Origin of the sequence: Advenella incenata, from assembly GCF_004217095.1 — a bacterium.
Taxonomy (GTDB): domain Bacteria; phylum Pseudomonadota; class Gammaproteobacteria; order Burkholderiales; family Burkholderiaceae_B; genus Advenella; species Advenella incenata.
In genome coordinates this window covers 76,659-102,047 of sequence record NZ_SHKO01000002.1, presented here as the reverse complement: position 1 = coordinate 102,047, position 25,389 = coordinate 76,659, and the positions used below count along the sequence as shown (strand labels likewise).

Genomic DNA, 25,389 nt, shown 5'->3' with positions numbered 1-25,389 from the left:
AGCGCCGCAAGCACCTGAATGTGTACTATATTTCTGAAACCCCGGCAGATCGGGGCCGCTGCGTATGACCGAAAGGTCAGGTGCCGAATGTCACTATTGAGTCACTATTGAGTCACTATTGAGTCACTGTTGAGTCACTGTTGAGCCACCGTTAAGCCAACGTTGTCCGACAGGAAGCCATACAGCAGGTTTTCGTTTTCAAGCCGCGATATGTTTATTATTGTCACAATAAGAAACATATTATAATAAATTTCGTTTAGCCGACACATTGAGAGTCAATAACTACACATGCTCGCCTTTGAATTGACCATTTCCGAAAAGAACGCGCTTGCTCCCGGCTTAGCCACTGCATCGCAGTGGACACGGTGGCTGCAGGCGGGCAGTGCGCAGGAAAAAGAGCATAGCCGGACACAGAACCCGCAAGATCCGCCGGCGCTCAGTTTTCTTCCGGCTATGCAGCGACGACGCTTAAGCGCGCTGTCCCGGCTGGTCTTTGCAGCAGCCTGGCCCATTCTGGAGCAGCATCCGCAATGCCCCATGGTGTTTTCGTCGCGCAACGGCGAAATCAACCGCAGTTTTCAGCTTCTGATTGAATTGGCCAAAGGCAACGGCGTGTCCCCAACCTCTTTTGGCCTGTCGGTGCATAACGCGATTGCTGGCCAACTGGCCATTCATCACGGCAATTACGCTGAACAGTCGGCGATTTCAGCCAACAGCAACGGCCTGGAAAACGCCATGCTGGACGCCTGGCTGATGCTGCAGGATGGCGCCGACCAGGTGCTGGTGCTTTACGCCAACGATCCGCTGGACGCCCAATACGAAGTCGATATTGAACGGGGGCCGTTTGCGCTGGCCTGTGCCCTGCTGGTACAGAAGGGGTCAGACTGGCGCCTGTGCTACGACACCAACACCGACGCACCGCTGAACAAAGACGGTAGCGCGGGGGTATGCGCACAGCTGCTCAGCGGCCAGAGCCAGTGGGCAACGCTCACCGCACGGCCGCCTGCCTGCTGGACATGGACCCGCCAGGCATGAACCGGATCAGCGCATACTTTTGGCACAAATGGCGCTGGCTGGCCATTGCCAGCGGCTACGTTGTCTTTGGTCTGTTTGGTATCGCCCTCAAGATCGTCCTGCTGCCCTTTACCAGCGGGCTGCTGAATCAATCCCGAGCGGCGAACCAAAAGCGGGCGCGCAGCATTATTCAATTTTTGTGGCGTCAGTTCCTGCAATACGTCCGGCTCATAGGCGGGCTCAATTACCGCTTTCCCGATCACGACCGGCTGGGCCGCCCCGGGCAGGTCATCATCGCCAATCATCCGTCGCTGCTCGACGTGGTTTTCATGCTTGCACATGCCCGACAGTCCAACTGTATCGTCAAGCCCGGCTTGCTGGACAACCCCTTCCTGAACAGCGCCATCCGCGCTTGCGGCTATATCCCCAACGATGGTTCTGCCCAGGTCATTGATCATGCCGTCGCTGCCTTGCAGGGCGGGCAGTCCATCCTAATATTTCCCGAGGGCACGCGTACGGGCGACGATAATGTCATTTGCTTTCACCGTGGCGCCTGCGCCATCGCCCTGCGCGGCGCGACGGTGATCACCCCTGTTATAATCCGGATGCATCCCCGTTGCTTTAAACGGAATCAGCCGTGGTATCACATCCCGCATGAAAAAGTTAATTATGAATTCATCATCGGCGATGACATTGATCCGGCTCACTGGAAGTCGGGAAAACATATGCCTGCGGCAACCCGGCAACTGAATGCCTATCTACAGACTTATTTTGAACGAGAACTACAGAAATGACCACAGCGCTCAATCTGGAAATCAAAGAATTAATTATCTCCAGTCTTGGACTCGAAGACATAGCGCCGGAAGATATTGAAGACGGCGCCCCGCTGTTTGGCGAGGGGCTCGGCCTTGATTCGGTCGATGCGCTGGAATTGGGTCTGGCGCTGCAAAAGCACTTTGGCATCCAGTTCAATACCAAGACACAGAATTTGCGGGAACATTTCACCGATATTAATACACTTGCTGCGTTTGTCAACGATCTGAAAAACAATCCACATACCTGAGGGGCTACCATGAATCCATCAGACCAAATTTATCAGACGCTCAAGACTGCACTGGTTGAGCTGTTTGAAATTGAACCCGAGCGTATCCGGCCTGATGCCGATCTGTACACGGATCTGAACATCGACAGCATCGACGCCATCGATCTGATAGACCATATCAAACGCGTCACCGGCCACAAGCTGCTGGCAGAAGACTTTCGCAGTGTCCGCACGGTGCAGGATGTCGTTGATGCCGTAAACCGCAAACTTGCTCCCGCATAAGGGAAGCAGGCTGGTGTCGTTTCGATTGCCGCGCAGTGCACTGCGCCTGTTTAATCTGCTGGTGGTATTGACTCTGGCCGCCTATCCATTTCTGGTCTATTACGGCAAGGAACGAATTGGTGCCCTGTGGATTACTGCCGGGCTATTGCTGCTATGGGGCGTCAAAAGCCTGCTGAGCGGTCAGCGCTGGCAGCAGATCGTCGCCCTGGCATTGCTGGTCTGCGTCATGGTGTTCCAGTTGACCGACAAGTCGGGTTTCCTTTATTTTTATCCGGTCGTCATCAATCTGGTGCTGCTGGCGGTCTTTGCCGGCAGCCTATTTACCTCCATGAGTGTCGTTGAACGCATCGCACGCAGCCAGCAACCCGATCTGCCCCCATCGGCCATTGCATACACCCGAAGGGTGACAAAAATCTGGATCGGCTTTTTCATCCTGAACGGCAGTACGACTTACCTGCTGTGGCAGGCCGGTTACTTTCACGCTTGGTCGCTTTATACCGGCTTTATTTCCTATGTATTGATGGGGTTGCTATTTACCGGGGAATGGCTTTACCGTCAGCATTACAAACGGAAGCATTCAGCATGAGCGAAGTTACCGGTGGCATCCTATTGCCTTTTCCCCATGCCGACTCGCTGGTTGCGACGCGCCCGGCCATGCGTCGTGCCCAGTTCGAGGCCATTGTCAATCACCTGCAGCAACAATTGCAAACCCGCGGCTGCACGCATGCCGCCCTGTGGTTCGACGATACCGCCCTGTTCAGTTGCGCCCTGCTAGGCTGCTGGGCCGCCGGCGTTCAGGTGCTGCTGGCGCCGGATCTGCTGGGCGATACCCGCGCCTGGGTACAGGCTGATGCGACCTTGTGGATCAGCGACCAGGCACTGCCCGATCCGGCCATGCCTGTCTTGCGGCTGGACGCCATGGCCCAGGCCATCGAGCGGGCAGACCGCAAGGCGCCGGCTGCCGGGCAATCGGACCAGTGGACGCCAGTCGCTGCCGATGGGATGCCAAGTGTATTCCAGGAGCGCTCAGAGGGACTATTTTTACCTCTGCCTGCCGATGCCTGCGCCCTTTTGCGCACCTCGGGTTCCAGCGGCACCCCCCGCGTGATCCGCAAGCGCTTTGGTCAATTACACGCCGAGGCGCTCACCCTTATTCGCACCTGGTCGCTGCATACGCTGCCGGCCACGCTAATCGCCAGCGTCAGCCACCAGCATATGTACGGCCTGACGTTCCGTGTCATGGTGCCATTGCATGCAGGCCTGGTATTGGACCGAATGCCATCGCGCTACCCCGAAACCCTGGCCGAGCAGACGCAGATGTACGAACAATGCATCTGGATCACCAGTCCCGCCCTGCTGCAGCGACTGCCTGACAGCCTGCCATGGGCCGCGCTGCTGCCGCGCCTGTCCCGGGTGGTCTCTGCCGGGGGCGTGCTGGCAGAGGAAACCCGCAAGGGTTTGCTGCAACGCCAATGGCCCCTGCACGAAATTTACGGTAGCACTGAAACCGGCGTCATCGCCACGCGACACAGGCAATCGTGCTGGACACCATTGCCCGGCGTCAGGCTGCAAACCGACAGCGAAAACCGGCTTGCGGTTTGCTCTGCCTGGACAGACGGCACCGAACAAACGGCCGATATTATCAGTCGCGACGACGAAAACAGCTTCACACTGCTGGGCCGCGCCGACCGCATTCTGAAGCTGGAAGACAAACGCATCTCCCTGAATCGTGTAGAACAGGCTGCCCTGTCGCATCCTTATGTCAGCGACATCCATTGCGCGCCCAGCCCACTGGCAGGCCGATTGTGCGCGATGGTCGAACTCTCGGCCGAGGGTATCGCGGCCTTTCGGCAACATGGGCGCCGTCGCGTGATCCAGGCTGTCTCTGCCCGGGTGCGCGAGGAGGTAGACCCCCTGGCCGTGCCACGCCACTGGCGGTTCCCGCTGGCATTGCCGCGCAATGCGCAATCGAAAATTACCCGAAGCCAGGTCCATGACTGCTTCACACAGCAGGTACGCAGCCCCCGATGGGAGCACTGCGCAGCCGACACATCTGCAACGCCATCAGAAAACCCGTTACCGACGGCACCAGACACGGAATACTGCCTGGACACCCGGATTCCCATGGACCTGGTCTATTTCCAGGGGCATTTCCCCTCGTTTCCCCTGGTTCCCGGCGTGGTGCAGCTGGGCTGGGCATTGGAGCAGGCCCGCGCGCGCAAGCTGTGCCGCGGCGACACGCATCGAATTGAAAATCTGAAGTTTCAGCATTTTTTACGCCCCGCCGATCCCTGCACAATGACGTTAAAATGGGACAATGACAAGCGTAAACTGTATTTCACCGTGCGCACCGGCGCGACCCTGACCGCGTCGGGACGCATTGCATTTACCGATTCAGCCTGATCCCGTACTTATCTTTGGAACCGCTGCCATGACAACACGAAAAACAGCCAGTACAGACGTGCTACGGTAAATACTTATGAATCGCACCATTGCCCTGATTCCCTTCTACAACCACCCCGCCACCATCGAATCGGTGGTCGGGCAGTTGCACCGCCACGGACTGCCCGTGCTCATCGTTGATGACGGTTCCGATGCGTCCTCGCGACAAGTGCTGGACACACTCAAGGCCTTGCCACACGTGCATGTCCATCACCAGCCGGTCAACTGCGGCAAGGGCAGCGCCGTCAAGACTGGCTTTAAGCTGGCCGACGCAATGGGCTATACCCATGCGCTACAGGTGGACGCCGACGGCCAGCATCATCTGGACGACGTCCCTACCTTTCTGGCACTATCCGAACAGCATCCCGATGCCGCCATCTGCGGGCAGCCGGTGTATGGCGATGATATTCCCCCTGCACGCCTGCACGGCCGCAAGGTGACGCTGTTCTGGGTGCATTTGCAGACGCTGTCGCGTTCCATCCCCGACGCCCTTTGCGGCTTCCGGCTGTATCCGCTGGCTGCGGTCCGGTTTATCAGCGACACCCCTTATCTGGGCAACTGGATGGATTTTGATCCGGAACTCCTGATGCACCTGTACTGGCGCCAAACGCCGTTGCGCTGGATCCCGACCCGCGTCTCCTATGCGGCCGATGGCATCTCGCACTACCGCATGGTGCGCGACAATCTGCTCATCACGCGCATGCATACACGCAGCTGCCTGCATATGCTGCCGTTTCTGCCTTCGCTGTTGCGACGGGCCTTCGCCAAAGGCGGATCATGAGCGAACACTGGGCGACCAAACAGGAACGGGGCAATCGCTTTGCGCTCAGGCTGGGGGTCCGGCTGATCCGGTACTGCCCCACGTGGCTGTTGGGGATACTGTCGCATATCGTCGTGCTGTACTTCTTCGTGACGTCTCCGACCGAACGCCGCAATATCCGTGACTACCAGCAACATTTGCGATCATGGTCCGGCAGATCCGATCTGCTGCCCGCCTTTGCGCCGGTTTACCGGCAGTTTGTCGCTTTCGGCCAGGCGCTGGTCGATCGCTTTGCCGTCTGGCAGCAACGCCTGCGCTACGAACACATCGTCATTGAAGACCCTGAAGGCATCCATAAGGAAATGCTCTATGCCCAAGGCCGGGGGCAGATACTGATCTGCTCGCACCTGGGCAACACCGAAATCAGCCGTGCACTGGTATCCCATCACAAGGGCCTGGTGCTCAATATCCTGATTCACAGCAAGCATGCCCAGATGTACAACGAGGTCATGGCCGATCTGGGAGCCGACAACGACATCCGACTGCTGCAGGTGACCGAGCTGGACATCGACACCATGATGATGCTGCAACAGCGCGTGGATAACGGGGAATGGATCGCCATTGCGGCGGACCGCGAGCCGGTGCGTGGTGAAAAGGTGGTCCCGGTCTCGTTCCTGGGCGATACCGTTGCATTTCCGCAGGGGCCCTGGCTGATGGCCGGCCTGCTCAAGGCAAGCGTCAACACGCTGTTCTGCACGCGCCAGCAGGGCCGCTACTCCTTGCACATCGAGCGCATGAGCGATCGTATTCAATGGACGCGCCAGGATCGCGATGAAGTGATCAGATCATGGGTGCAGCGTTACGCACAGCGTCTGGAACAGGTCTGTGTGAAGGCGCCGCTGCAGTGGTTCAATTTCTATGACTTCTGGAAGCACAATGACTAAGCATCCGGGCCTGAGCATTTGCATGCCAATGACCATCCCGTTTTTCGACGTTGATGCGATGCATATCGTCTGGCATGGGCATTATGTGAAATATCTGGAAATTGCCCGCTGCGCCCTGCTCGACAAGCTCGGCTACAACTACGACGCCATGCGTGCCGCCGGCTATGTCTGGCCGATCGTGACCATGCAACTGAAGTATGTACGCCCCGCCGTCTTTGGCCAGCAGGTGCTGGTTCAGGCCCACATTCGCGAGTGGGAGTCACGCTTGCGCATTGCGTATGTCATCACCGACGCGGTCTCTGGCGAGCGTCTGACCCAGGCCGAAACCACCCAGGTAGCTGTATTGCTGGAGAATCGCGAAATGCAATTTGATACCCCGCAAGACTGGCAGGACATCATCCGCCGGGCGATGCAGTCTGAAGTCTGAATTTTTGTGAGAGTATTGCTTTATGCCTACTATCAAGTCCCTATTGTCCCTATTGCGCATGACTGTCGTGCTGGCTCTGACCCTGCTATGCACTGCCGTACAGGCCTTTTCGCTCCAGGACCTGCAAAAACAGCTGTCGGCCCACCAGACGGTGCAGGGCGACGTACAACAAAAACGTTATCTGCGCTCGCTTGAACAGCCGCTACTGAGCCAGGGCCAATTCGTCATGGCAGCGGACAAGGGGCTGCTTTGGGAGATGCGCAGTCCGATAGCCAGCCTGATTCGCATCACACCGCAGGGCATGATGCACCAGGATGGTGCGGGGCGCTGGCAACCGGTGCAACAACAGGGAGCGGGCAGCCAGACCCAGATCCGGCTCTTCATGGATCTGCTGTCGGGCAATACGCGCAGCCTGTCTGGACAATTTACGCAAAACCTGCAAGGCGACGCCAAGGGCTGGACACTGACGCTGGACCCGGCATCGGCGGTGCTGAAACAAATTTTCCAGCGCATTACGATCAGAGGCTCACGCTCGGTCGATCAGGTCACCCTGGCCGAGACACAGGGCGACAGGACCGAGATCCTGTTCTCTAATCTGCGCATCAATCAACCCCTGCCGCCCGCTGCCCAAGATGCGCTTGAACGCTGAACGAGGCTGGGCAGCGCTTTATATCCTGGGGCTGCTCGGGTTGCTGCTGTACGCGGCTTGGCAGCTCGCATTTCGCCAGCCGGTGCACACCGACCTGCTAACGCTGCTGCCGCCCGATGGCGCGCAAAGCGAAGTACAAACCAGGGCGCAGGACACCATCCGGCAAACGCTGAACCGGCAGATTATTGTGCTGACCGGCGCCACCGACTCGGCCAAGGCCCTGGCTGCCGCGCAAAAGCAGGCGCAGCAATGGTCCGCCAGCGCCTTGTTCGAGCGCGTGGACCTGCAGGTGGCCGCCAATCTGGATCAGTTGCGCCAGGAGTTGCAACGCATGGATCAGGCAGGCCTGCCACCACAGGCACGGGAGGCCCTGGCGCGCGACCCGCAGGCATGGTTTGGCCAGCGCGCCCAGCAGATCATGTCGCCGCTGGGTGAGCAAACACTGGTTGCCGCCGATCAGGACTGGCTGGGGTTTGCTTCCCGGCTGTCAGGCAAGCTGCAGGCCAGCTCTGCCGTGCACTACGATATTGCAAGCAATACCATGCAACTGGAGGCCGACAACCGCATCTGGTATGTCATGCGCGCGCAACTGGACGCCACAGACCAGAACGGTGGCGATGAACAGTTGCTGGCGCTGATCGACCAAACCCAACAGCAGGCCGCACAGCAGGATGTCCGCGTCCTGATGGCCGGCGGCGCAATCTACAGCGCACAGGGTAAAGCCGAAGGCGGCCAGGAAAGCACCTGGATGAGTATTACCGGCAGTATTCTGACCATCCTGTTTCTGCTGCTGATGTTTCGCTCATCCCGCATTCTGCTGCTGGCGCTGCCGGTGGCGGCCGGTCTGCTGGCCGGCTTTGCCGCCTGCATTGCCCTGCTGGGCTCCATTCACATTCTCACGCTCATTATTGGCACCAGCCTGGTCGGGCTGGTGGTCGATTTTCCGCTGCATTGGCTCAGCCACGCCACGCTTGATGCCCGGTGGCAGCCCTGGCCAGCCGTCAGGCGCGTATCCCGTCCCTTTATCATCAGCCTGGCGGTCACCGTTACCGGTTACCTGTTCCTGCTGCTGACGCCCCTGCCGATCCTGCAGCAGACAGCGGTCTTCTCGTCGGCCGCGGTCATCAGTACTTTTTTGTTTACGCGCCTGCTGCTGCCGGCCCTGTTCAACCACTGGCAACCGCGCCCGACCCCAGGGCTGATGCCGCTTCTGAATGGCCTGCGCCGTGGTATACGTGGCGCCGGCGAGCGCATCCGCCATACGCCCCTGCTGGCAATACTGCTACTGGTCGTTGCAGCAAGCGGGCTGTATCTGAGCAACTGGCAGGACGACATCCGCAACTGGGTAAACACACCGCAATCGCTACTGAACCAGGCGATACAAGTGGGCCGCCTGACCGGCATCGAGCCCACCAGCCAGTACTTTATTGTGCAGGCAGCAGACCAGGAAAGCCTGCTGCAAACCGAACAGCGCCTGTCCGCCAGGCTGGACACGCTGATCGCCCAGGGCCAGTTACGCAACTACCGCGCCGTCAGCCAGTGGGTCAATCCGGCCAGCGAGCAGCAAGCGCTCAAAGCCACCCTGGCAACACTGTCGCAGCAGCCCCAGGCATGGGCGCCGCTGCACGCGCTGGGTGTGCCAGACAGCGCCTTGCAAGCCGAACTCAAGCGACGCCAGGACCAGCCGGTACTGACCATCGAACAGTCGCTGCGCGGCACCCTGGCCGAACCCTGGCGCGCCCTATGGCTGGGACCCGACGAACAAGGCCGGCCCAGCAGCATGATCACCATGAACGGCCTGCAGGACCCTTCTGTGTTGCCGGCGCTCACGCAAAACATCCCCGGGGTCTCTTTGGTGGACCAGCGCAGTCACATCAACACCCTCTTTGCCCAGACCCGTCTGGAAGCGATCGTGCTGAAACTGCTTTCCTATACCGTGGGGTTTCTCATCCTGTATCGCGTCTTTGGCACCCGACCTGCGCTGCGCATTTTACTGGTGCCGCTATCGGCCTCGTTAACAGTCATGAGCCTGTCGGGACTGATTGGTATGCCCCTGAATCTGTTTTGCATTTTCGGCCTGCTGCTGGTGACTGCCATCGGCATCGATTACGCCGTCTACGCCTATACGCCCACGCTGCCGGCTGAAGAAAAAACCGCCGGCATCTTCATGACCTCGATCACCACCATGATTACTTTCGGCCTGCTCTACTTCAGTTCCACCCCGGCGGTGGCCACGTTCGGCCTGAGTGTGGTGCTGGGGGTGCTATGCAACGTCATATATACTTTCTGGTATATGCGCGCCTTTCTGACACCCGAATCTGAACCCTGAATGAGTCATTATTTATGAAAACATCCAGCTTACCCGCCAGTACCGACATCGCCATTATCGGTGCAGGCCCATCCGGATCAGTTGCCGCCGCCCTGTTGCGCCAGCGAGGCTGGCAGGTGTGCGTGCTCGAACGCCAGCATTTCCCGCGTTTTTCTATCGGCGAAAGCCTGCTGCCCTATTGCATGGATATCCTGAAGGAAGCTGATCTGTTGCAGGTCGTCAATGATGCCGGATTCCAGGTCAAAAACGGAGCTGTCTTTACCTGGGGTGATCGGGAAAGCGTCATTGACTTTCGTGACAAGTTCACCGCAGGACCGGGCACCACCTTTCAGGTAGAGCGCGCGAAATTTGACCAGATTCTTATCCAGGAAGCGCAAAGAAAGGGCACACAGGTCTGGTTCGGCCATACCGTCACCCACATGACAAGCCAAGAAGAGCACGCCACACTCTCGATCTGCTCCGATCAGGACGAATCCTATACGTTGCAGGCTCGCTTTGTGCTTGACGCCAGCGGCTATGGGCGCGTGCTGCCACGCCTGCTGGATCTGGAACAACCGTCGACATTCCCGATGCGTGAAGCCTGGTTCACCCACATCCAGGACAATATCAGCGATCCCGGGTTCGACCGCGAGAAAATAGTCATTGCCACCCACCCGCAAGACCGCGCCATCTGGATGTGGCTTATTCCGTTCAGCCACGGCCGCTGCTCCATCGGCGTTGTAGGCGAGCCCAGCCATCTGGCAATGAACGGACGCGAGCCGCTGCCGTTCCTGCAGGCCATGACGAATGAAATACCACGCCTGCGCCGACTGCTGACCAATGCCCAGTGGGATACACCGGTCAATCCGCTACGCGGCTATTCGGCCAATGTGACAAGCCTGTATGGTCAGCGCTTTGCACTGCTGGGCAACGCCGCCGAATTTCTCGACCCCGTCTTCTCCTCGGGTGTCACCATTGCCATGCACTCGGCCAAACTGGCCGCTGCGCTCGTGGACAAAACCCTGCGAGGCCAGGCAGCAGACTGGCAAACGGACTTTGCCGACGCCCTGCGCAAGGGCATCGACACCTTCAGAACCTATGTTGCCGGCTGGTACGACTGCAGCTTTCAGGATGTTATATACTCCAGACAAATCAACCAGGATATCCGGCGCATGATTGCTGCCATCCTGGCCGGGTATGCGTGGGACACTCGCAACCCCTATGTTGAAAAATCAGAACGGCGCTTAAAGGCGCTGGCGGAGATATGTGGTGAAGCACAACTGGATACCTGATCGCAGCCTTACCGGTGCCTGGCTGGGCATGCTGCTGATGCTGTTATTGGCCGGTTGCGCCGCCACGTCGGTCCTGCCGCGCCAATACAACGAGCCCGCACAGGTTCAATCCTACAAGCTGAGCCTGGTTACGGCGCCCGGCCAGACCGAGGACAGCCTGCTGATCGTGCAGCCCGAAGCCGGGGGCGCCAGCCGCTGGATCCAGACCAATGCACTGGGCGCGCCGCTGGCCCGCCTGTCGCTACGTGATGGGCAATGGACGACCGATGGCTTTGCCCCGCCCAATCCGCGTGCTCGCCAGCTGTTCGAAGCTATTATTGCCGCACAGATTCCCCCGGCGCAATGGCCTGCCGTCTATCCCGGTGTTGACATCAGCAAGACACCGGGCAGCAACGGAGCCGCCTACACATTCAGTCGCCAGGGGCAAACGCTGTGGTCGCTGCAATTGCCGCCAGTACGCAATGCCACAGGGACGCAGCAAACCGAGACGGCTGCTGCGGCAACGGCCACCGCAATTACGCTGCCCGACCGTAGCCAATGGAATCTGACCCCACTGCCTGCAAGACCATGAGAAGTTACCTGAGCCCGCCCGCCACGGTCAGCGCATTGGGGCTGACCTTTGCAGACACCATGCAGGCATTGTTTGACACCACCGTCTCGCCGCTGATGCCGGAAACCCAATGGGTGCCAGGCAAGACGATTTATACCGGTCGTCCGGCTGTCGCGCCCCCGCCGCTACCGGCGGGCACACCGACGCACTTCAATACACATAACAACCGCCTGCTGTGGCAGGCAGCCAGCCAATTGCAGGAGCCCATCGAACGCGCCCGCGCTCAGTATGGCGGGCAACGGGTCGGCGTCATTATCGGCACCACCACCACGGGCGTCGACGACAACTACCCGGCGTTCCAGACCTTTGCCCGCGACGGGCACTGGGACAAGGATCTATACCGGCACGAACGCCAGCTGCTGTCGGCGCCGGCCGATTTCCTGGCCCATCATTTCGGCCTGAGCGGCCCGGTCTATAGCATTTCCACCGCCTGCACGTCCGGCGCCCGCGCCATTATCACGGCGCATCGCCTGCTAACTAGCGGACTGTGCGATGCCGTGGTCTGCGGCGGCGTGGATTCTCTGGCCCACCTCACGATCAATGGCTTTGACTCTCTGCAGGCGCTGTCCGCGGGTATTGCCAATCCGTTTTCGATCAACCGCGAGGGCATCAATATTGGCGAGGCGGCCGCCCTTTTTGTGATGACCAGGCAAGCGGACGATGGCTTGCCCCTGCTGGGCTATGGTAACAGCGCCGATGCCTGGCATATGTCCTCGCCCGACCCCAAGGCCACGGGCGCCATTCTTGCCATCCGCCAGGCGCTGGCACAGGCAGGGTGCGAAGCTCAAGATATCGGCTGGGTCAATCTGCACGGTACGGCTACCGAGCTGAACGACAGCATGGAAAGCCTGGCCATGGCGACCTGCTTTGCACAGGACGTTTCCTGCACCAGCACCAAACCGCTCACCGGTCATACCCTGGGCGCGGCCGGCGCGCTGGAAGCGGCGCTGCTGTGGGGTGTCATCCACCCCGAGTACAATCGGGCCGGGCAGCTACCGGCGCAGCATTGGGATGGGCAGGCAGATCCGGCGCTGCCTGCGATTGCGCTTACGGACAGCCGGTCCAGATGGCAAAAGCAGCCACGCATCGGCATGAGTCTATCCTTTGCTTTTGGCGGCAACAACGCCGTTCTGATACTGGGAGAGGCCTGACAATGCAGACACCGATACGCCATCTTGCGCCTTTGCTGCCGCATGCCGGCAACATGATCCTGCTTGACGAAATCGTCACCTACTCCGACTCACAGTTACAGGCCCTGGCGCGCATCGGACCCGATCATCTCTTCCTGGATGAGAACGGGCAGTTACCCATGTGGTGCGCCATTGAAATCATGGCGCAGGGCGTGGCTGCCTTAGCCGGCTGTCATGCTCACGATGCCGGCCAGCCACCAAAGCTGGGTTTTCTGCTCGGCAGCCGCCAGATTGACATCCTGCGCCCCAGCGTTGCGCAGGGCAGCCTGCTATGCGTACAGGTCGAGGCCTCCACGCGTGACGAGGCCAGCGGCTTCGGTGTCTTCGAATGCCGCCTGTCCCTGCTGGATGAGCCTGGAAACGCAAACACCGACAGCGCGCAAACGGTGGCTACCGCAAGACTGAGTGTCTTCAGTCCGCCGGATATTGAACACTATTTACAGGAGCAAACAGCATGACCGCTTCCCGTATTTTTGTCACCGGTTCCAGCCGGGGTATCGGCAAAGCCATTGCCCTTGATCTGGCGCAGGCGGGCTTCGATATCACGTTGCACTGCCGCCAGCGGCGGCAAGAGGCGCAGCAGGTTGCCGAACAAATCCACGCCCTGGGCCGGGCGGCCGATATCCTGCAGTTCGACGTGTCCGATCGCCCGGCCTGCAGGCAGGCTCTGGAAACCTACCTGGAAAGCCACGACGCCTTCTATGGGGTCGTCCTGAACGCCGGACTGACACGTGATAACGCCTTTCCTGCCTTTACCGATGAAGACTGGGACCAGGTGCTGGACACCAACCTGGGCGGCTTTTATAACGTCCTGCATCCACTGGTCATGCCCATGATTCGCCGGCGCAAGCCCGGTCGCATCGTCTGCATGGCCTCGGTGTCGGGGCTTATCGGCAACCGTGGACAGGTCAACTACAGCGCCTCCAAGGCCGGCCTGATCGGCGCGGCCAAGGCGCTGGCCGTGGAACTGGCCAAACGACGCATTACCGTCAATTGCGTAGCGCCCGGGCTGATTGATACTGACATGCTTGACCAGCAGGTGCCCGTCGAGGAAATCCTGAAAATGATTCCGGCCCAGCGTGCCGGCAATCCCGAAGAAGTGGCTGCGGCCGTCACCTTCCTGATGTCCGAAAAAGCCGGCTACATCACCCGCCAGGTGCTCTCGGTCAACGGAGGGTTGTGCTGATGAAGCGCGTGGTCGTAACGGGCATGGGCGGCATTACGGCCCTGGGCAACAGCTGGCCGCAGATCCGGCAGGCCTTTACCGAGGGACGCAGCGCCGTATGCGCGATGCCCGAATGGGATCGCTATACGGAACTGAACACCCGCCTGGCCGCCCCCATTGCCGACTATCGCTACCCATCGCACTGGCAGCGCAAGCAGTTGCGCAGCCTGGGCAGGGTATCGCAGCTGTGTGTGGATGCCGCCGAGCGCGCCCTGGCCGATGCCGGTCTGCTGGGCGATCCGCTCATCCAGTCCGGCGCCATGGGTGTTGCCTGCGGGTCATCCACGGGCAGTACCGAAGACGTCAGGGCCCTGGCGGCCCTGCTCATGCATGGCGAATCGCATGGGGTCAATGCCAACACCTATGTTCGCATGATGCCGCACACCACGGCAGCCAACATTGGTATCTTCTTCGGTCTCAAAGGACGCGTCATCCCCACTTCGAGCGCCTGCACTTCGGGCAGTCAGGGTATCGGCTATGCATACGAGGCCATCAAATACGGGCTGATTCCGTTGATGCTCGGCGGCGGCGGTGAAGAACTGTGCCCCAGCGAAGCCTATGTGTTCGATTCCCTTTACGCCACCAGTCAGCGCAACAACGCCCCGCACACCTCGCCGCGCCCCTATGACCGGGATCGCGACGGGCTGGTTATCGGCGAAGGCGCCTGCATGTTCGTTCTGGAAGAGCGCGATCATGCCCTGGCACGGGGCGCCCGCATATACGCAGAAATCGTCGGCTTCGGCAGCAATTCGGACGGTGCCCATATCACCCGCCCCCAGGCCGACACCATGCACCGGGCCATGACGCTTGCCATTGAAGACGCAGGCATCCACGCCGAACAGATCGGCTATGTCAACGGACACGGCACAGCAACCGAACAGGGCGATATTGCTGAATCACATGCCACGGCTGCCTTGTTTGGCGAACGCGCAGCCATCAGTTCGCAAAAAAGTTTCCTGGGCCACACCCTTGGCGCCTGCGGCGCACTGGAATCCTGGTTCTCCATTGCCATGATGCACGACGGTGCGTTTGTGCACACCCTGAACCTGGATAAAGTGGACCCACGCTGCGCACAGCTGGACTATCTGCAGCATGACTGGCGCGAAATTGACACCGAATATGTGATGAATAATAACTTTGCTTTCGGCGGCATTAATACTTCGCTGATATTCCGCCGGCAAGCGTAAAGACTGAAAGTTGCAACCGCTGCACTGGTCCATCGCAACGGATGCGCCATCGGAGCGCGGCTATCGAACCTCGGGCTGCGGCCCGACACCAAAAACCACAGACTGCTCAAGTGGCAGGATCTGCGCTTGGCCCGGCGATGCCTGCCTGGCGAGCAGCCTCATGGGCGTTGGGAGCTCTTGAGCAGGCCACACAAGCGCCATCATCCAGTTGTCGCCGATCATGGCCGAGACGCCATGCCAGTGCTGGTCTCCCAGGCCGCTCAGGCGCCACCGATGCTGTTGCGCGACCGCTTCGGCGGCGCCGGGCAGCGGCCCCCGCAGGGCACGGGCAACGTCCTCGGGCATTGCCCCGGTTGCGCCAGCAGCAACGCCGCCTGCTGCCGGCGTGGTGCCTGCGCACGGCCGGATCCCGACCCGCAGCATGTCCGCCGGAAAGTCGCCGCCCACCGCTTTGACCAGCGCTTCCTTAAGCGTCCATAATCTGAAAAAAAACCGGGTTCTGTCCTGTCCCTGCAGCGAGCGCAACAGCTGCTTTTCATCCTCAAGGGCGATCAGTTCGGCCAGCGCCAGTTCATCAATAGCGCGTATCCGTTCCAGATCAACACCGATCTGCGCATGCCGCGATGATGCCGCCCACAGGGCATGACCGGCGCTGTGCGACAAGCTCGATGATCGATAGGGGTCAAGCAGGCGGCGCTGCAGTGCGCGGCTGACACGCCACTCGTAGGCTTTGCGCGCGCTCAGGCGAGCCGCCTCGCGAGCGCGATCCTGCGGAGTCAGCGCCAACGGATCGTACTCTACCTGCAAGGCGGGGCCGGCAAACCACAGTTGCAGCAGCGTCGGCTGATCTGAATCGGAAAATGACATGAACAACGCAACCGAAATGGTAATGACGCCATTGTACGTATTCATGCCATTTGCTGGCGCATCTTTGATAAATGATTTGGATGGGTTGCTAGCGTACACCCGGCGTTCAGGTTAAATGGTGACTGCTTGACCTACCGCCACGGCGTACGTTGTGTAAACAAACCAGAACTGCCCTGTGAGCCACCTCACAATTGAGCTATCTGACTGGCAACACCAAAGAGTGGCGCTGGCTCCAAGCCTAATCGCCGTTCTGCGAACCGAAGAACGTCATCATTTCCTGCAGGATAATATCCGGCTGCTCTTCGGCCAGGTAGTGGCCGCAACCCACCGAATGGCCGCTTACGTCGCTACCGGATAGGTCTTTCCATAGCGAGAGCACATCGAAGTTCTGGCCGACAGCGCCGTGCTCGGCCCACAGTACGCGCAACGGCATGGCAAGATGATTGCCGGCATCCCGATCATGTTCATCGTGCTCAAGATCGATACCTGCGGAAGCACGGTAGTCGCTGCATATGCTTCTGGCGGTCAATGGCAGGGCGATACAACGCTCATACTCTGCCAGCGCGTCGGGGTGGAAAGCAGACAAGCCGGCATGCCGCCGGCCCGAAACATTGTGCAGGTAGGCAACGGGGTCGCTCTCAATCAGCCTTTCGGGCAAGGGGGCAGGCTGAATCAGGAAAAACCAGTGCCAGTACGCGCGTGCGAAGGCCATTGATGTGCGCTCGTACATGGCCAGCGTCGGCGCAATATCCAGAAAGAACAACCGCCGCACCCGATCCGGGTGGTCCAGGGCGAGCCGATGGGCGACGCGCGCGCCCCGATCGTGGCCACCGACCATAAAGTGCTCGAACCCGAGCTCGCCCATGATGTCTGCCATGTCTTGCGCCATGGCGCGCTTGGAGTAGGCCACATTCTCCACACCAGGCTCTGGCCTTGATGAGTCCCCAAAGCCTCTGATGTCAGGCGCAACAACGGTATAGTGCTGCGCCAAGCTGGGCGCAATCCTGTGCCACATGGCGTGGGTTTGCGGATGGCCATGCATCAAAAGCAAGCCGGGCCCGCTCCCTCCCACCCGGGCATGAATGCGTACGCCATCCTTCATGGTGAAGTTTTCAGTGGAAAAATTCTCAAACATACTGACGTTACCTTTTTCGCGTTGTCGGCCCGATTCGATGAAGCCAGAAATTCTTGTAGCAGCGTTGCTTTCTTCAAGTACCGGAAGGCATATTCATTGGATGCGTTCCGTATTTGGGAAATCATGCCTCCAGTCTATATTATCTATTTATAATTAATAATATAAATAAACTAGAATCATTAGTTCCTAAAAGTTGATAATATGCGAACAAAATACGATGATCTCGAATTGTTCATTGCGATTGCGCGTACGGGCAGCCTGGTGCGCGCGGGCCGAGAGATGGGTATTACCGGCGCCGCTGTCAGCAAGCGATTAATGGCTCTGGAACGTAGATTGGGCGTGCGGCTGGTGCAGCGTACCACCCGCACGCTACGCATTACGCCGGAAGGAGAACGATACCTCCAGGAAGGCAAACGCCTGGTGGTTGGCCTGGACGAACTGGAGCAGACCTTGCGTGGCGTGACCTCCCAGCCCACGGGTTTGTTACGGGTGAATGCAAGCCTGGGATTTGGACGGGCGGTCATCTGCCTGTTGCTTAGCGCATTCGCCAGGAAACACCCTGACCTGGAGGTGCAACTGCATCTTAGCGACACGCCGCTGAATCTGGTGAAAGACGGCTATGACATTGGCATTCGCGTTGGCGAACTCGCCGATACGCGGCTGAGTGCGCGAAAACTGCGCAATAATCGTCGCTTGCTCTGTGCCTCTCCCGCATACCTGAAAGCGCATGGTACGCCGGACAACCTTGCTGAATTGGCACGGCATCAGGCCGTGGTGCTGCACGAAAACGAGCAGACCTTTGGTATCTGGAATTTGCGCAACGCTGAACGAAAAGAAATGGTCAAAGTCCGCGCTCGCATGAGCACCAATGACGGCGATGTAGCGCTGCGTTGGGCGCTCGAGGGCTATGGTTTGCTGCTGCGTTCTGAGTGGAGTATTGAGCCTTTGCTGGCAAAGGGCGACTTGCAGATCGTGCTGCCAGATTGGTACGAGCCGGCCGACATCTATGCCGTGTTTCCCACCCGCGATCAGTTATCCGCCAAAACCCGTGCCTTCATTGATTTTATAGTGGAGCGACTGGCATCATCTGCCGATGATACTCGCTCCTGATAAACAATCTAAGGATGGCCCATTTCGAGCATCACTCGGTCTTTTGCCTGCCGCGTGAAGACGCCCCCGCGTTGGTCATGGCTATTTTTCATGCGCGTATGGATCTCATGACAAGACTGGCAGACCTGCTAAATAATGAAAATCAGTCGATAAAAACGCGGGTGCCATGTTGTTTGCCTATAGCAAGTAGCTCAAGGGCTGCAGTTTGGCCATTTCTGCGGCCGGCGCTTTGGCCGGCCCCTTCCCACTCAGGGTAATGCGGCAATCGGTTCGGCTTCCCGTTGGACCTGGCCGACGCCAAGATAGGAAAACAGATCCTTCGGATCGGCCAATTCAGGCACCAGCGAAATGGGTTGCATCAGACCCAGCTTGCGTGCCGTATCCCGCATATAGACCAGCGCAGAGAAGTCTTCCAGCGCGAAACCGACCGAATCAAACAGGGTAATCTGTGTATCGGTCTCACGGCCTTTGGCCTGACCCTGAAAGACCTGCCACAAGTGCCGCACAGGAAAGTCTGCGTCCACATTCTGCAATTCGCCTTCCACCCGGGTTTGCGGTTCGAATTCGACGAACACGGTGGCCAGTGGCAGGATATCCGGGTGCAGCTCAGTTTTACCCGGGCAATCGCCACCGACGGCATTGATATGCATACCTGGCTTGATCATCTCGGGGGTCAGGATATGTGCTCGCGAATACTCGGCGGTCACGGTTGTCACAATATCGGCGTCCCGGACGGCGTCGGCCACACTGTCGGCAATGTCTACTGTCATGCCGGTGTGGCGCAGATTATCGGCCAGCTTTTGGGACGCGTCACGATCAAGATCATAAACGCTCAAGTGCTCAATTCCCAGCAGATAATGAAAAGCCAGCGCCTGAAATTCGCTTTGACAACCGTTGCCGATCAGGGCCATTCGACGGCTGTTGCTACGCGCCAGATACTTTGCCGCCAATGCCGACATGGCTGCAGTTCGCAGCGCTGTGGTCAATGTCAGTTCACAAATGACCTCGGGCTTGCCGGTGCTGTTGTCAACCAGCGCACCAAATGCAAGCACCGTCGACAAACCTTCCTGAGGGTTATGCGGATGACAATTGACATACTTGAACGAATAATTCTGTTTGTCTGCAATGGGCATCAATTCCATCACACCATCCTGCACATATTTGGCAACCCGGGACGATTTGTCAAATTCATCCCAGCGCAAATAGTCTGACAGGATATAGTTCATCACGCCGTCAAGCGTCTGCTTCATGCCCTGCCGCTGCACGATGCGGGCCACGTCCTGCGGACGGATCAGCCCCGTATTCAGATTCGTTTGTGTCAAGTTACTCATGGTTATCTCCGTCTGATGTGTTGTCGGCGCCAATAACAGAAGGTCAATGCCCGTGATACTCGCGTACCCTGGCCCTGCCCGCCCTACCCCCTGTTCATCCCGTTGCCTGTTCCCAGGCTGTCGGTAGATGATGTGCTCTGCAAGCCGTTTTCCAACTCCGCCTTGCAGAACCGGGGGTGTCCTGTGCCAACACGACTATTTACTGTGTTTTATTTACTGTGTTTTATTCACTGCGTGTCTTTGTACCTTAGTGTGCCGCATTGTCGCGGCAAAGCATATCGGCAATTTTGCACATTTTTGTCCATTCTTTTGCCATAATGGCAACATAAATTGTCTAAATGAGTAAATATGGACTCCACTGACCAAGCACTCATCTCGTTGTTACGCCAGAACGCGCGATATACAGTCGCGGATCTGGCAAAAAAACTCGGCCTCTCGCGCGGCACGATACGCAACCGAATGCTGCGGCTGGAGGACAGCGGCGTAATCGTCGGATACACGGTGCAATTGCGTCCAGACACGCAGACCCAAACCATCCGTGCATGGATGAGCATTGCCATTGAAGGGAATATGAGTCGCCAGGTAATCGCCAGCCTGCTGGGGGAACCCTGCATCGTGGCCTTGCATGACACCAATGGTCGCTGGGATCTGCTGGCAGAACTGGAAGCCGGCTCACTGGCTGAGCTGGGTCAGGCGCTGGAGCGGATCCGCCTGATCCGCAATATCAGCAACTCAGAAACCAGCATCCATCTGAAAAGCTATCGGTAGCCCTCCTGGTCATTGCAATGGCGCATACCGATACACGTTGCAGCTGCACCCTAGCCCTGGAGGGTTGGCGAGTAGGAATGCCAGGCAGTCAGTGATTGAATCACACTGCCAATCTGCAATAGCCGCCGCTCGTCTTGCGCTTTGCCCACCAGCTGCGCACTTACCGGCATATTGCCCGGGTCAAAGCCGGCCGGCAACGCCAGCGCACAGCCGCCGGTCCAGTTGGCAAGGCGCGTGAAGAATGCCGGGCTCGTGTCCTCATCCAGGTCCGCCAGTAACGGCGCAATCGCGGGCACCGTGGGAATCATGAACGCATCCTTATCCGCCATCCAGGCCTGCCATATGCCTATGGCGGCCTGATGCTGCGCCAGCAGCTCTTCATATTGCGTTTGTGAAACCGCCTGACCGGCAAGCATCCGCCTGCGAACAAACGGGTCCATGGGCGCATCGTGGTCCTGCACCAGGGCGCCATGCAAACGCCAGGCGCAGGCCGCCATCAGCAGACTGCTTTGCTCAAAAACCGTGTTAAACGATAGCGGCGGCCGCTCCCGCACAATATTGGCCCCGGCCATTTCCGCCATGCGCACCATGTCGCGCACACCCAGCCGTACAGAACGCTGCACATCCGTATCGTATTGCTCGTCGGGCATGACGCCCAGTGTCATGCCATCCAGCCCGCTGCCATCATCCAGCAGCCGATGACACGACTCATCCAGCACTTCGCCCGGTTCACAGGTAAGCGCCCGGTACAAAATGGCGGCGTCATCGGCAGTACGCGTAATCGGCCCAACGCTATCGAGCATGGTCGCCAGAGGCAGAATGCCGCTCATATCCGTCTGTCCGGCGGTCATTTTCAAACCCGTCAGACTACAGAAAGCCGCAGGGATCCGCACCGAACCGCCTGTATCAGTGCCAATGGCGCAGGGCACCAGACCGGCAGCCACAGCGACCGCTGAACCACTGGAAGAGCCGCCCGGCGCACGGGCTCGATTGGCGTCCCAGGGGTTATGTGGCGTTCCCAGATGCGCATTGGTGCCCCAGCCGCCAAAGGCAAATTCAACCGTTTGGGTCTTGCCGATCACAATCGCGCCCTGCGCCTGCAATCGTTGCACCAGCGGCGCCGTCTGGCTGCTGGCCTGGCCGCGGTGTACCGCAGATCCCCCGGTGGTCACCGTACCGGCAACATCGATCAGATCCTTGACTGCCACGGGAATGCCGTCAAGCAGCCCCAAGGACTGCCCGGCTGCTCGCCTGGCATCGGAGGCCTTCGCATCCCGGATCGCCTGCTCGCCAAATACGGCCACAAAGGCATTGAGCATTGGATTGTATTTTTCAATACGCCTGAGAAAAAACGTCGTCAGCAACTCCGAAGTCAGGCCTTGCCTGCTCAGTTGGCTGGCCAATCTGGCAACGGTGGCAAAAGCGTAATGTTCCATGGGTTTGTTCGCCTGCGTAAAGTCTTAATAATCAATAGAGTCAATATAGCCAAAGCAATAACCATGCCATCGCGTCTGTCCAATTGTTCAATCTGGCATTGCCGGTGCGCTTTGCGCGCACGCCATTAGCGTGATCTCGCCGTGGATTGCGCCACGCCCTGGTTCGCTTTTCTGGTTCGCTTTTCTGGTGCGTCCCCAAACCCTGATTCCGCCCTTTGTTCACGACACAGTCTGGCCGATTCAGTGTACGCCAGGCCCCTCGTACGCCTCATTGATTTTCAATTGTCATAACCATCTTCTGCCAGTTGCGCGCATATTCGTTTATATTCTAATCATCTTTGTCATTCAGCTATTTGTCATCTTCAAACTGTATCTGTCTCATGCATGTCACCGGCATCGCGCCGCTGCATTGCAGTCGTCGGCCGATGCACCCACTGCCACCCAGCCAAGGAGCTCAGTATGAAACCAGCCGTTCCCGCTACGTCGCGCTTACAATCCCTCCCTAAGTCGTTCACCCACCAGCCCGCCAGGCGCCTGCTTTCGCGCAGCACGCTCGCCAGCCTATTGATGGCCGCCGTAGCCGTCAGCTGTGTGCAGGTGGCCACGGCACAGGCACAGACGACCATCATGTCGCCGGGGGACAAAGCACCCGTTGCCCAGAACGTCACCACCGAAACGCTTCTTAAGGGGCTGGAGCATCCCTGGTCGATGGCCTTTTTGCCGAACGACGCCGGCATGCTCATTACCGAGCGCAGCGGCCATCTCAATTACTGGAAACAGGGCAGTGACAAACCGGTTGTGATCAGCGGCAGCCCCAAGGTCTGGGCCAACGGTCAGGGCGGTTTGCTCGATGTCGTCCTGGCTCCGGATTTTGCCAAAACCCGTCATATTTATCTCAGTTATGCCGAAGAAGGTAAAGACGGTAAAGCAGGCACGGCCGTCGGCTTCGGCCGTCTGTCTGAGGACAACACCAAACTGGACACCTTCAAAGTCGTTTTCCGCCAGGAGCCCAAGCTGTCAGTCGGTAACCATTTCGGCTCGCGCATCATTTTCGATCGCAAGGGCTACATGTTCATTGCGCTGGGCGAGAACGACCAACGCCCTACTTCCCAGGACCTGGATAAGTTGCAAGGCAAGATTGTGCGGCTGTTCCCTGACGGGCGCATTCCCCAGGACAATCCATTCGTGGGCAAACAGGGCGTGCGCCCCGAGATCTGGTCTTACGGACATCGCAATCAGCAGGGTGCTGCGCTCAATCCCTGGACTGGCGCCTTGTGGACCAATGAACATGGCCCGCGCGGTGGAGATGAAGTCAATATTCCCGAGCCCGGCAAGAACTATGGCTGGCCGCTGGCCACCTATGGCATCAATTACTCCGGATTGCCGATTCCCGAAGCCAAAGGCACCGATGGCGCCGGGCTGACCCAACCCATTTACGCCTGGAAAGTCTCACCGGCAATCAGCGGCATGGCCTTTTACGACCACGACCGTTTTGCGCCATGGAAGCAGTCGGTGTTTATCGGCGCGCTGGCCCAACAACGCCTGCTAAACCTGAAAGTGGATGGCGCTACCCTCAAGGACGAACAGGTGATATTCGAAGGCGAACGCATTCGCGATGTGAAAGTGGGTCCCGATGGCTACGTCTATGTCCTGACCGATACCGGCGACGGCAAGCTGATTCGACTCGGCCTGCAAAACTGAACCAGCGCGTGCTCATGGCGGTCAAGGCAGCACCGGCCGCCACATGGATCACGCAGGCCTGACTGCCGCGCCGCTGCTGCTCCTGCCTCTGCTCAGCGAGCAATAAGGCCCGTGCAGTGCCAACGGGCCGTTGCGGCCCAGGGGTCCGTCCGGCCTTATCCGGAAAAAACCAGGCCCGCCACAACATTGCGCTGCGGCGGGCCTGGTTCACTGCCTTCAATTGTCTGCTACTGCAGGATCAATACAGAACGCGCGCCTTGATGGTGCCGGCGATCGCCTTGAGTTGCTCCAGCGCCTTGTCCACGTCAGGCGTTTCCACATCGATAACCACATAGCCATTTTGCGGATCAGTCTGCAGATACTGACCAACAATATTGACCCCATCCTGCTGGAATACCTGGTTAATTGCCGTGAGCACGCCAGGACGGTTCTCGTGAATATGCAAAAAGCGACGGGCGCTCTTGTTCTCTGGCAGCGACACCTCTGGGAAGTTCACGGCAGACAGCGTAGACCCATTGTCAGAGTATTTGACCAGCTTGCTGGCCACTTCGATGCCAATGTTCTCCTGGGCTTCGGAAGTGGAACCACCGATATGCGGCGTCAGGATCACGTTATCGAACTTGCGCAATGGAGAAACGAACTCTTCATTGTTTGACTTGGGCTCTGACGGAAAGACGTCAATGGCCGCGCCGGCCAGGCGTTTTTCTTCAAGCGCCAGCGCCAGTGCCTCGATATCGACCACTGTACCGCGGGACGCATTGATAAGATGCGCGCCCACCTTCATTTGCGCAATGCGTTCTGCGCTCATCAGGTTCTTGGTGCTATCGTTTTCCGGAACGTGCAACGAAACCACATCTGCAATATTCAGCAGATCGGTAAGCGAACTGACGGCGCGGGCATTGCCCAGCGGCAGCTTGCTTTCGACATCATAGAAATAGATTTCCATGCCCAGCGCCTCGGCCAGGACCGACAGCTGTGTGCCGATGTGACCATAACCGATAATCCCCAGCTTCTTGCCACGCACCTCATGGCTGCCCGCTGCCGATTTAACCCATTCACCGCGATGCACTTCGGCATTGGCAGCAGGCACGCGGCGCATCAGCAGAATAAGTTCTGCCAGGACCAGTTCTGCGACAGACCGGGTATTGGAAAAGGGTGCGTTAAAGACAGGAATACCCAGCTTTTTGGCCGCTTGCAGGTCCACCTGGTTGGTGCCGATACAGAAACAGCCAACACCGACCAGTTTCCTGGCCGACTGCAACACGTCTGCACTCAGTTGGGTGCGCGAGCGGATCCCTACGAAATGTGCATCGGCAACGGCTTGTTTGAGCTGATCGCCTTCCAATGCTTTCTTGTGATAGTCGATATTGCTGTAGCCCGATGCATGCAGCACATCCAGCGCATTCTGATGAACGCCTTCGAGCAATACAATTTTGATCTTGTTCTTATCAAGGGACACTTTTTCCATGGGTTTCTTCGCTTAGACAGTTGGGTATGGGGGAGATTTATTGTATCGAAATGTGCTGGTGGCGTCTTGCAAAGCCACCGAACAGTTCAAATGTACTGCTTGCTTACTTAAACAAAGGTTAATTTTTTCATGTCGTCATGAATTGCCCGCATGAAAAAAGCGCCTTGCGTGACTGCTGCAAGGCGCTTTTAGGTCCCGGCC

Annotated in this window: 25 protein-coding genes; 20 read left to right on the top strand and 5 right to left on the bottom strand. The window is 58.5% G+C overall.

Features of this window, described 5'->3' with window-relative positions; genetic code table 11:
* The first annotated feature begins 288 nt into the window (after positions 1–288).
* The 17 genes from EV681_RS11690 to EV681_RS11610 all read left to right on the top strand — a co-directional run bounded on the left by EV681_RS11690 (position 289) and on the right by EV681_RS11610 (position 15,372).
* Positions 289–1,035 (top strand): beta-ketoacyl synthase chain length factor, encoded by a 747-nt coding sequence (locus EV681_RS11690; protein WP_130304118.1) that lies wholly within the window; start codon positions 289–291, stop codon positions 1,033–1,035.
* Entirely contained in the window at positions 978–1,808 is an 831-nt protein-coding gene (locus EV681_RS11685; RefSeq protein WP_207227061.1) for a lysophospholipid acyltransferase family protein, read from the top strand. Before EV681_RS11690 ends, EV681_RS11685 begins: the two co-directional genes overlap by 58 nt.
* Positions 1,805–2,077, top strand: coding sequence for a phosphopantetheine-binding protein (locus EV681_RS11680; protein WP_128393300.1), 273 nt, complete (start codon positions 1,805–1,807; stop codon positions 2,075–2,077). Before EV681_RS11685 ends, EV681_RS11680 begins: the two co-directional genes overlap by 4 nt.
* Positions 2,078–2,086: 9 nt before the next feature.
* On the top strand, positions 2,087–2,338 hold the full coding sequence (locus tag EV681_RS11675) for an acyl carrier protein (RefSeq protein WP_128393301.1): 252 nt from the start codon (positions 2,087–2,089) through the stop codon (positions 2,336–2,338).
* 13 nt (positions 2,339–2,351) lie between these two features.
* Positions 2,352–2,924 carry a COG4648 family protein gene (locus tag EV681_RS11670; RefSeq protein WP_207227060.1) on the top strand — a complete coding sequence of 191 codons (573 nt, stop codon included), beginning with the start codon at positions 2,352–2,354 and terminating at the stop codon, positions 2,922–2,924.
* Positions 2,921–4,741 (top strand): ApeI family dehydratase, encoded by a 1,821-nt coding sequence (locus EV681_RS11665; protein ID WP_165393040.1) that lies wholly within the window; start codon positions 2,921–2,923, stop codon positions 4,739–4,741. The genes EV681_RS11670 and EV681_RS11665 overlap by 4 nt, the downstream gene beginning before the upstream one ends.
* A gap of 76 nt (positions 4,742–4,817) precedes the next feature.
* A complete protein-coding gene (locus tag EV681_RS11660; protein WP_128393303.1) occupies positions 4,818–5,561 on the top strand; it encodes a glycosyltransferase family 2 protein in 744 nt (247 codons plus the stop codon).
* Complete coding sequence (locus EV681_RS11655; RefSeq protein ID WP_128393304.1) at positions 5,558–6,484, top strand: LpxL/LpxP family acyltransferase; 927 nt, start codon at positions 5,558–5,560, stop codon at positions 6,482–6,484. The genes EV681_RS11660 and EV681_RS11655 overlap by 4 nt, the downstream gene beginning before the upstream one ends.
* Positions 6,477–6,911 carry an acyl-CoA thioesterase gene (locus tag EV681_RS11650; protein ID WP_130304115.1) on the top strand — a complete coding sequence of 145 codons (435 nt, stop codon included), beginning with the start codon at positions 6,477–6,479 and terminating at the stop codon, positions 6,909–6,911. Before EV681_RS11655 ends, EV681_RS11650 begins: the two co-directional genes overlap by 8 nt.
* A 22-nt stretch (positions 6,912–6,933) precedes the next feature.
* A complete protein-coding gene (locus EV681_RS11645; RefSeq protein ID WP_128393306.1) occupies positions 6,934–7,560 on the top strand; it encodes an outer membrane lipoprotein carrier protein LolA in 627 nt (208 codons plus the stop codon).
* A complete protein-coding gene (locus EV681_RS11640) occupies positions 7,550–9,889 on the top strand; it encodes an MMPL family transporter (protein WP_130304114.1) in 2,340 nt (779 codons plus the stop codon). The genes EV681_RS11645 and EV681_RS11640 overlap by 11 nt, the downstream gene beginning before the upstream one ends.
* A gap of 14 nt (positions 9,890–9,903) precedes the next feature.
* The gene (locus tag EV681_RS11635) at positions 9,904–11,160 is read left to right on the top strand and encodes an NAD(P)/FAD-dependent oxidoreductase (RefSeq protein ID WP_130304113.1); all 1,257 of its coding nucleotides are present in this window, start codon (positions 9,904–9,906) and stop codon (positions 11,158–11,160) included.
* Positions 11,138–11,731, top strand: coding sequence for a DUF3261 domain-containing protein (locus EV681_RS11630; RefSeq protein ID WP_130304112.1), 594 nt, complete (start codon positions 11,138–11,140; stop codon positions 11,729–11,731). The genes EV681_RS11635 and EV681_RS11630 overlap by 23 nt, the downstream gene beginning before the upstream one ends.
* Positions 11,728–12,921: a beta-ketoacyl-ACP synthase gene (locus tag EV681_RS11625; protein ID WP_130304111.1), complete on the top strand. Its 1,194-nt coding sequence runs from the start codon at positions 11,728–11,730 to the stop codon at positions 12,919–12,921. Before EV681_RS11630 ends, EV681_RS11625 begins: the two co-directional genes overlap by 4 nt.
* Positions 12,922–12,923: 2 nt before the next feature.
* On the top strand, positions 12,924–13,418 hold the full coding sequence (locus tag EV681_RS11620) for a hotdog family protein (RefSeq protein WP_207227059.1): 495 nt from the start codon (positions 12,924–12,926) through the stop codon (positions 13,416–13,418).
* Complete coding sequence (fabG, locus tag EV681_RS11615) at positions 13,415–14,146, top strand: 3-oxoacyl-ACP reductase FabG (RefSeq protein ID WP_128393310.1); 732 nt, start codon at positions 13,415–13,417, stop codon at positions 14,144–14,146. Before EV681_RS11620 ends, fabG begins: the two co-directional genes overlap by 4 nt.
* Positions 14,146–15,372, top strand: coding sequence for a beta-ketoacyl-ACP synthase (locus EV681_RS11610; protein WP_130304110.1), 1,227 nt, complete (start codon positions 14,146–14,148; stop codon positions 15,370–15,372). The genes fabG and EV681_RS11610 overlap by 1 nt, the downstream gene beginning before the upstream one ends.
* Positions 15,373–15,432: 60 nt before the next feature.
* Here EV681_RS11610 and EV681_RS11605 read toward each other — a convergent pair whose 3' ends face one another.
* Complete coding sequence (locus EV681_RS11605) at positions 15,433–16,284, bottom strand: 4'-phosphopantetheinyl transferase family protein (protein WP_130304109.1); 852 nt, start codon at positions 16,282–16,284, stop codon at positions 15,433–15,435.
* Positions 16,285–16,477: 193 nt separating this feature from the next.
* Complete coding sequence (locus tag EV681_RS11600) at positions 16,478–17,374, bottom strand: alpha/beta fold hydrolase (RefSeq protein ID WP_130304108.1); 897 nt, start codon at positions 17,372–17,374, stop codon at positions 16,478–16,480.
* A gap of 201 nt (positions 17,375–17,575) precedes the next feature.
* Here EV681_RS11600 and EV681_RS11595 point away from each other — a divergent pair, with 201 nt between their 5' ends.
* Positions 17,576–18,484 carry a LysR family transcriptional regulator gene (locus tag EV681_RS11595; RefSeq protein ID WP_130304107.1) on the top strand — a complete coding sequence of 303 codons (909 nt, stop codon included), beginning with the start codon at positions 17,576–17,578 and terminating at the stop codon, positions 18,482–18,484.
* 248 nt (positions 18,485–18,732) lie between these two features.
* On the opposite strand, the gene EV681_RS11585 is transcribed toward EV681_RS11595, so the two are convergent.
* Positions 18,733–19,815, bottom strand: a complete 1,083-nt coding sequence (locus EV681_RS11585) for an ornithine cyclodeaminase (RefSeq protein ID WP_128393315.1) — start codon at positions 19,813–19,815, stop codon at positions 18,733–18,735.
* A gap of 348 nt (positions 19,816–20,163) precedes the next feature.
* Between EV681_RS11585 and EV681_RS11580 the strand changes: the two genes are divergently transcribed.
* Positions 20,164–20,583, top strand: coding sequence for an Lrp/AsnC family transcriptional regulator (locus tag EV681_RS11580; RefSeq protein ID WP_128393316.1), 420 nt, complete (start codon positions 20,164–20,166; stop codon positions 20,581–20,583).
* A gap of 50 nt (positions 20,584–20,633) precedes the next feature.
* Here the strand turns inward: EV681_RS11580 and EV681_RS11575 are convergent, their stop codons facing one another.
* Entirely contained in the window at positions 20,634–22,019 is a 1,386-nt protein-coding gene (locus tag EV681_RS11575; RefSeq protein WP_130304106.1) for an amidase, read from the bottom strand.
* 567 nt (positions 22,020–22,586) lie between these two features.
* Here EV681_RS11575 and EV681_RS11570 point away from each other — a divergent pair.
* Positions 22,587–23,720 (top strand): PQQ-dependent sugar dehydrogenase, encoded by a 1,134-nt coding sequence (locus EV681_RS11570; RefSeq protein ID WP_165393081.1) that lies wholly within the window; start codon positions 22,587–22,589, stop codon positions 23,718–23,720.
* Between the two features lie 238 nt (positions 23,721–23,958).
* Here the strand turns inward: EV681_RS11570 and serA are convergent, their stop codons facing one another.
* Positions 23,959–25,188, bottom strand: a complete 1,230-nt coding sequence (serA, locus tag EV681_RS11565; RefSeq protein ID WP_128393319.1) for a phosphoglycerate dehydrogenase — start codon at positions 25,186–25,188, stop codon at positions 23,959–23,961.
* Positions 25,189–25,389 lie beyond the last annotated feature (201 nt).

Bases quoted from the DNA above. Each gene is read 5' to 3' on its own strand.
- EV681_RS11690 (WP_130304118.1), top strand. From the start codon at position 289: ATGCTCGCCTTTGAATTGACCATTTCCGAAAAGAACGCGCTTGCTCCC.
- EV681_RS11680 (WP_128393300.1), top strand. From the start codon at position 1,805: ATGACCACAGCGCTCAATCTGGAAATCAAAGAATTAATTATCTCCAGT.
- EV681_RS11675 (WP_128393301.1), top strand. From the start codon at position 2,087: ATGAATCCATCAGACCAAATTTATCAGACGCTCAAGACTGCACTGGTT.
- EV681_RS11665 (WP_165393040.1), top strand. From the start codon at position 2,921: ATGAGCGAAGTTACCGGTGGCATCCTATTGCCTTTTCCCCATGCCGAC.
- EV681_RS11660 (WP_128393303.1), top strand. From the start codon at position 4,818: ATGAATCGCACCATTGCCCTGATTCCCTTCTACAACCACCCCGCCACC.
- EV681_RS11655 (WP_128393304.1), top strand. From the start codon at position 5,558: ATGAGCGAACACTGGGCGACCAAACAGGAACGGGGCAATCGCTTTGCG.
- EV681_RS11650 (WP_130304115.1), top strand. From the start codon at position 6,477: ATGACTAAGCATCCGGGCCTGAGCATTTGCATGCCAATGACCATCCCG.
- EV681_RS11645 (WP_128393306.1), top strand. From the start codon at position 6,934: ATGCCTACTATCAAGTCCCTATTGTCCCTATTGCGCATGACTGTCGTG.
- EV681_RS11635 (WP_130304113.1), top strand. From the start codon at position 9,904: ATGAAAACATCCAGCTTACCCGCCAGTACCGACATCGCCATTATCGGT.
- EV681_RS11625 (WP_130304111.1), top strand. From the start codon at position 11,728: ATGAGAAGTTACCTGAGCCCGCCCGCCACGGTCAGCGCATTGGGGCTG.
- EV681_RS11620 (WP_207227059.1), top strand. From the start codon at position 12,924: ATGCAGACACCGATACGCCATCTTGCGCCTTTGCTGCCGCATGCCGGC.
- fabG (WP_128393310.1), top strand. From the start codon at position 13,415: ATGACCGCTTCCCGTATTTTTGTCACCGGTTCCAGCCGGGGTATCGGC.
- EV681_RS11610 (WP_130304110.1), top strand. From the start codon at position 14,146: ATGAAGCGCGTGGTCGTAACGGGCATGGGCGGCATTACGGCCCTGGGC.
- EV681_RS11605 (WP_130304109.1), bottom strand. From the start codon at position 16,284: ATGAATACGTACAATGGCGTCATTACCATTTCGGTTGCGTTGTTCATG.
- EV681_RS11600 (WP_130304108.1), bottom strand. From the start codon at position 17,374: ATGTTTGAGAATTTTTCCACTGAAAACTTCACCATGAAGGATGGCGTA.
- EV681_RS11595 (WP_130304107.1), top strand. From the start codon at position 17,576: ATGCGAACAAAATACGATGATCTCGAATTGTTCATTGCGATTGCGCGT.
- EV681_RS11585 (WP_128393315.1), bottom strand. From the start codon at position 19,815: ATGAGTAACTTGACACAAACGAATCTGAATACGGGGCTGATCCGTCCG.
- EV681_RS11580 (WP_128393316.1), top strand. From the start codon at position 20,164: ATGGACTCCACTGACCAAGCACTCATCTCGTTGTTACGCCAGAACGCG.
- EV681_RS11575 (WP_130304106.1), bottom strand. From the start codon at position 22,019: ATGGAACATTACGCTTTTGCCACCGTTGCCAGATTGGCCAGCCAACTG.
- EV681_RS11570 (WP_165393081.1), top strand. From the start codon at position 22,587: ATGGCCGCCGTAGCCGTCAGCTGTGTGCAGGTGGCCACGGCACAGGCA.
- serA (WP_128393319.1), bottom strand. From the start codon at position 25,188: ATGGAAAAAGTGTCCCTTGATAAGAACAAGATCAAAATTGTATTGCTC.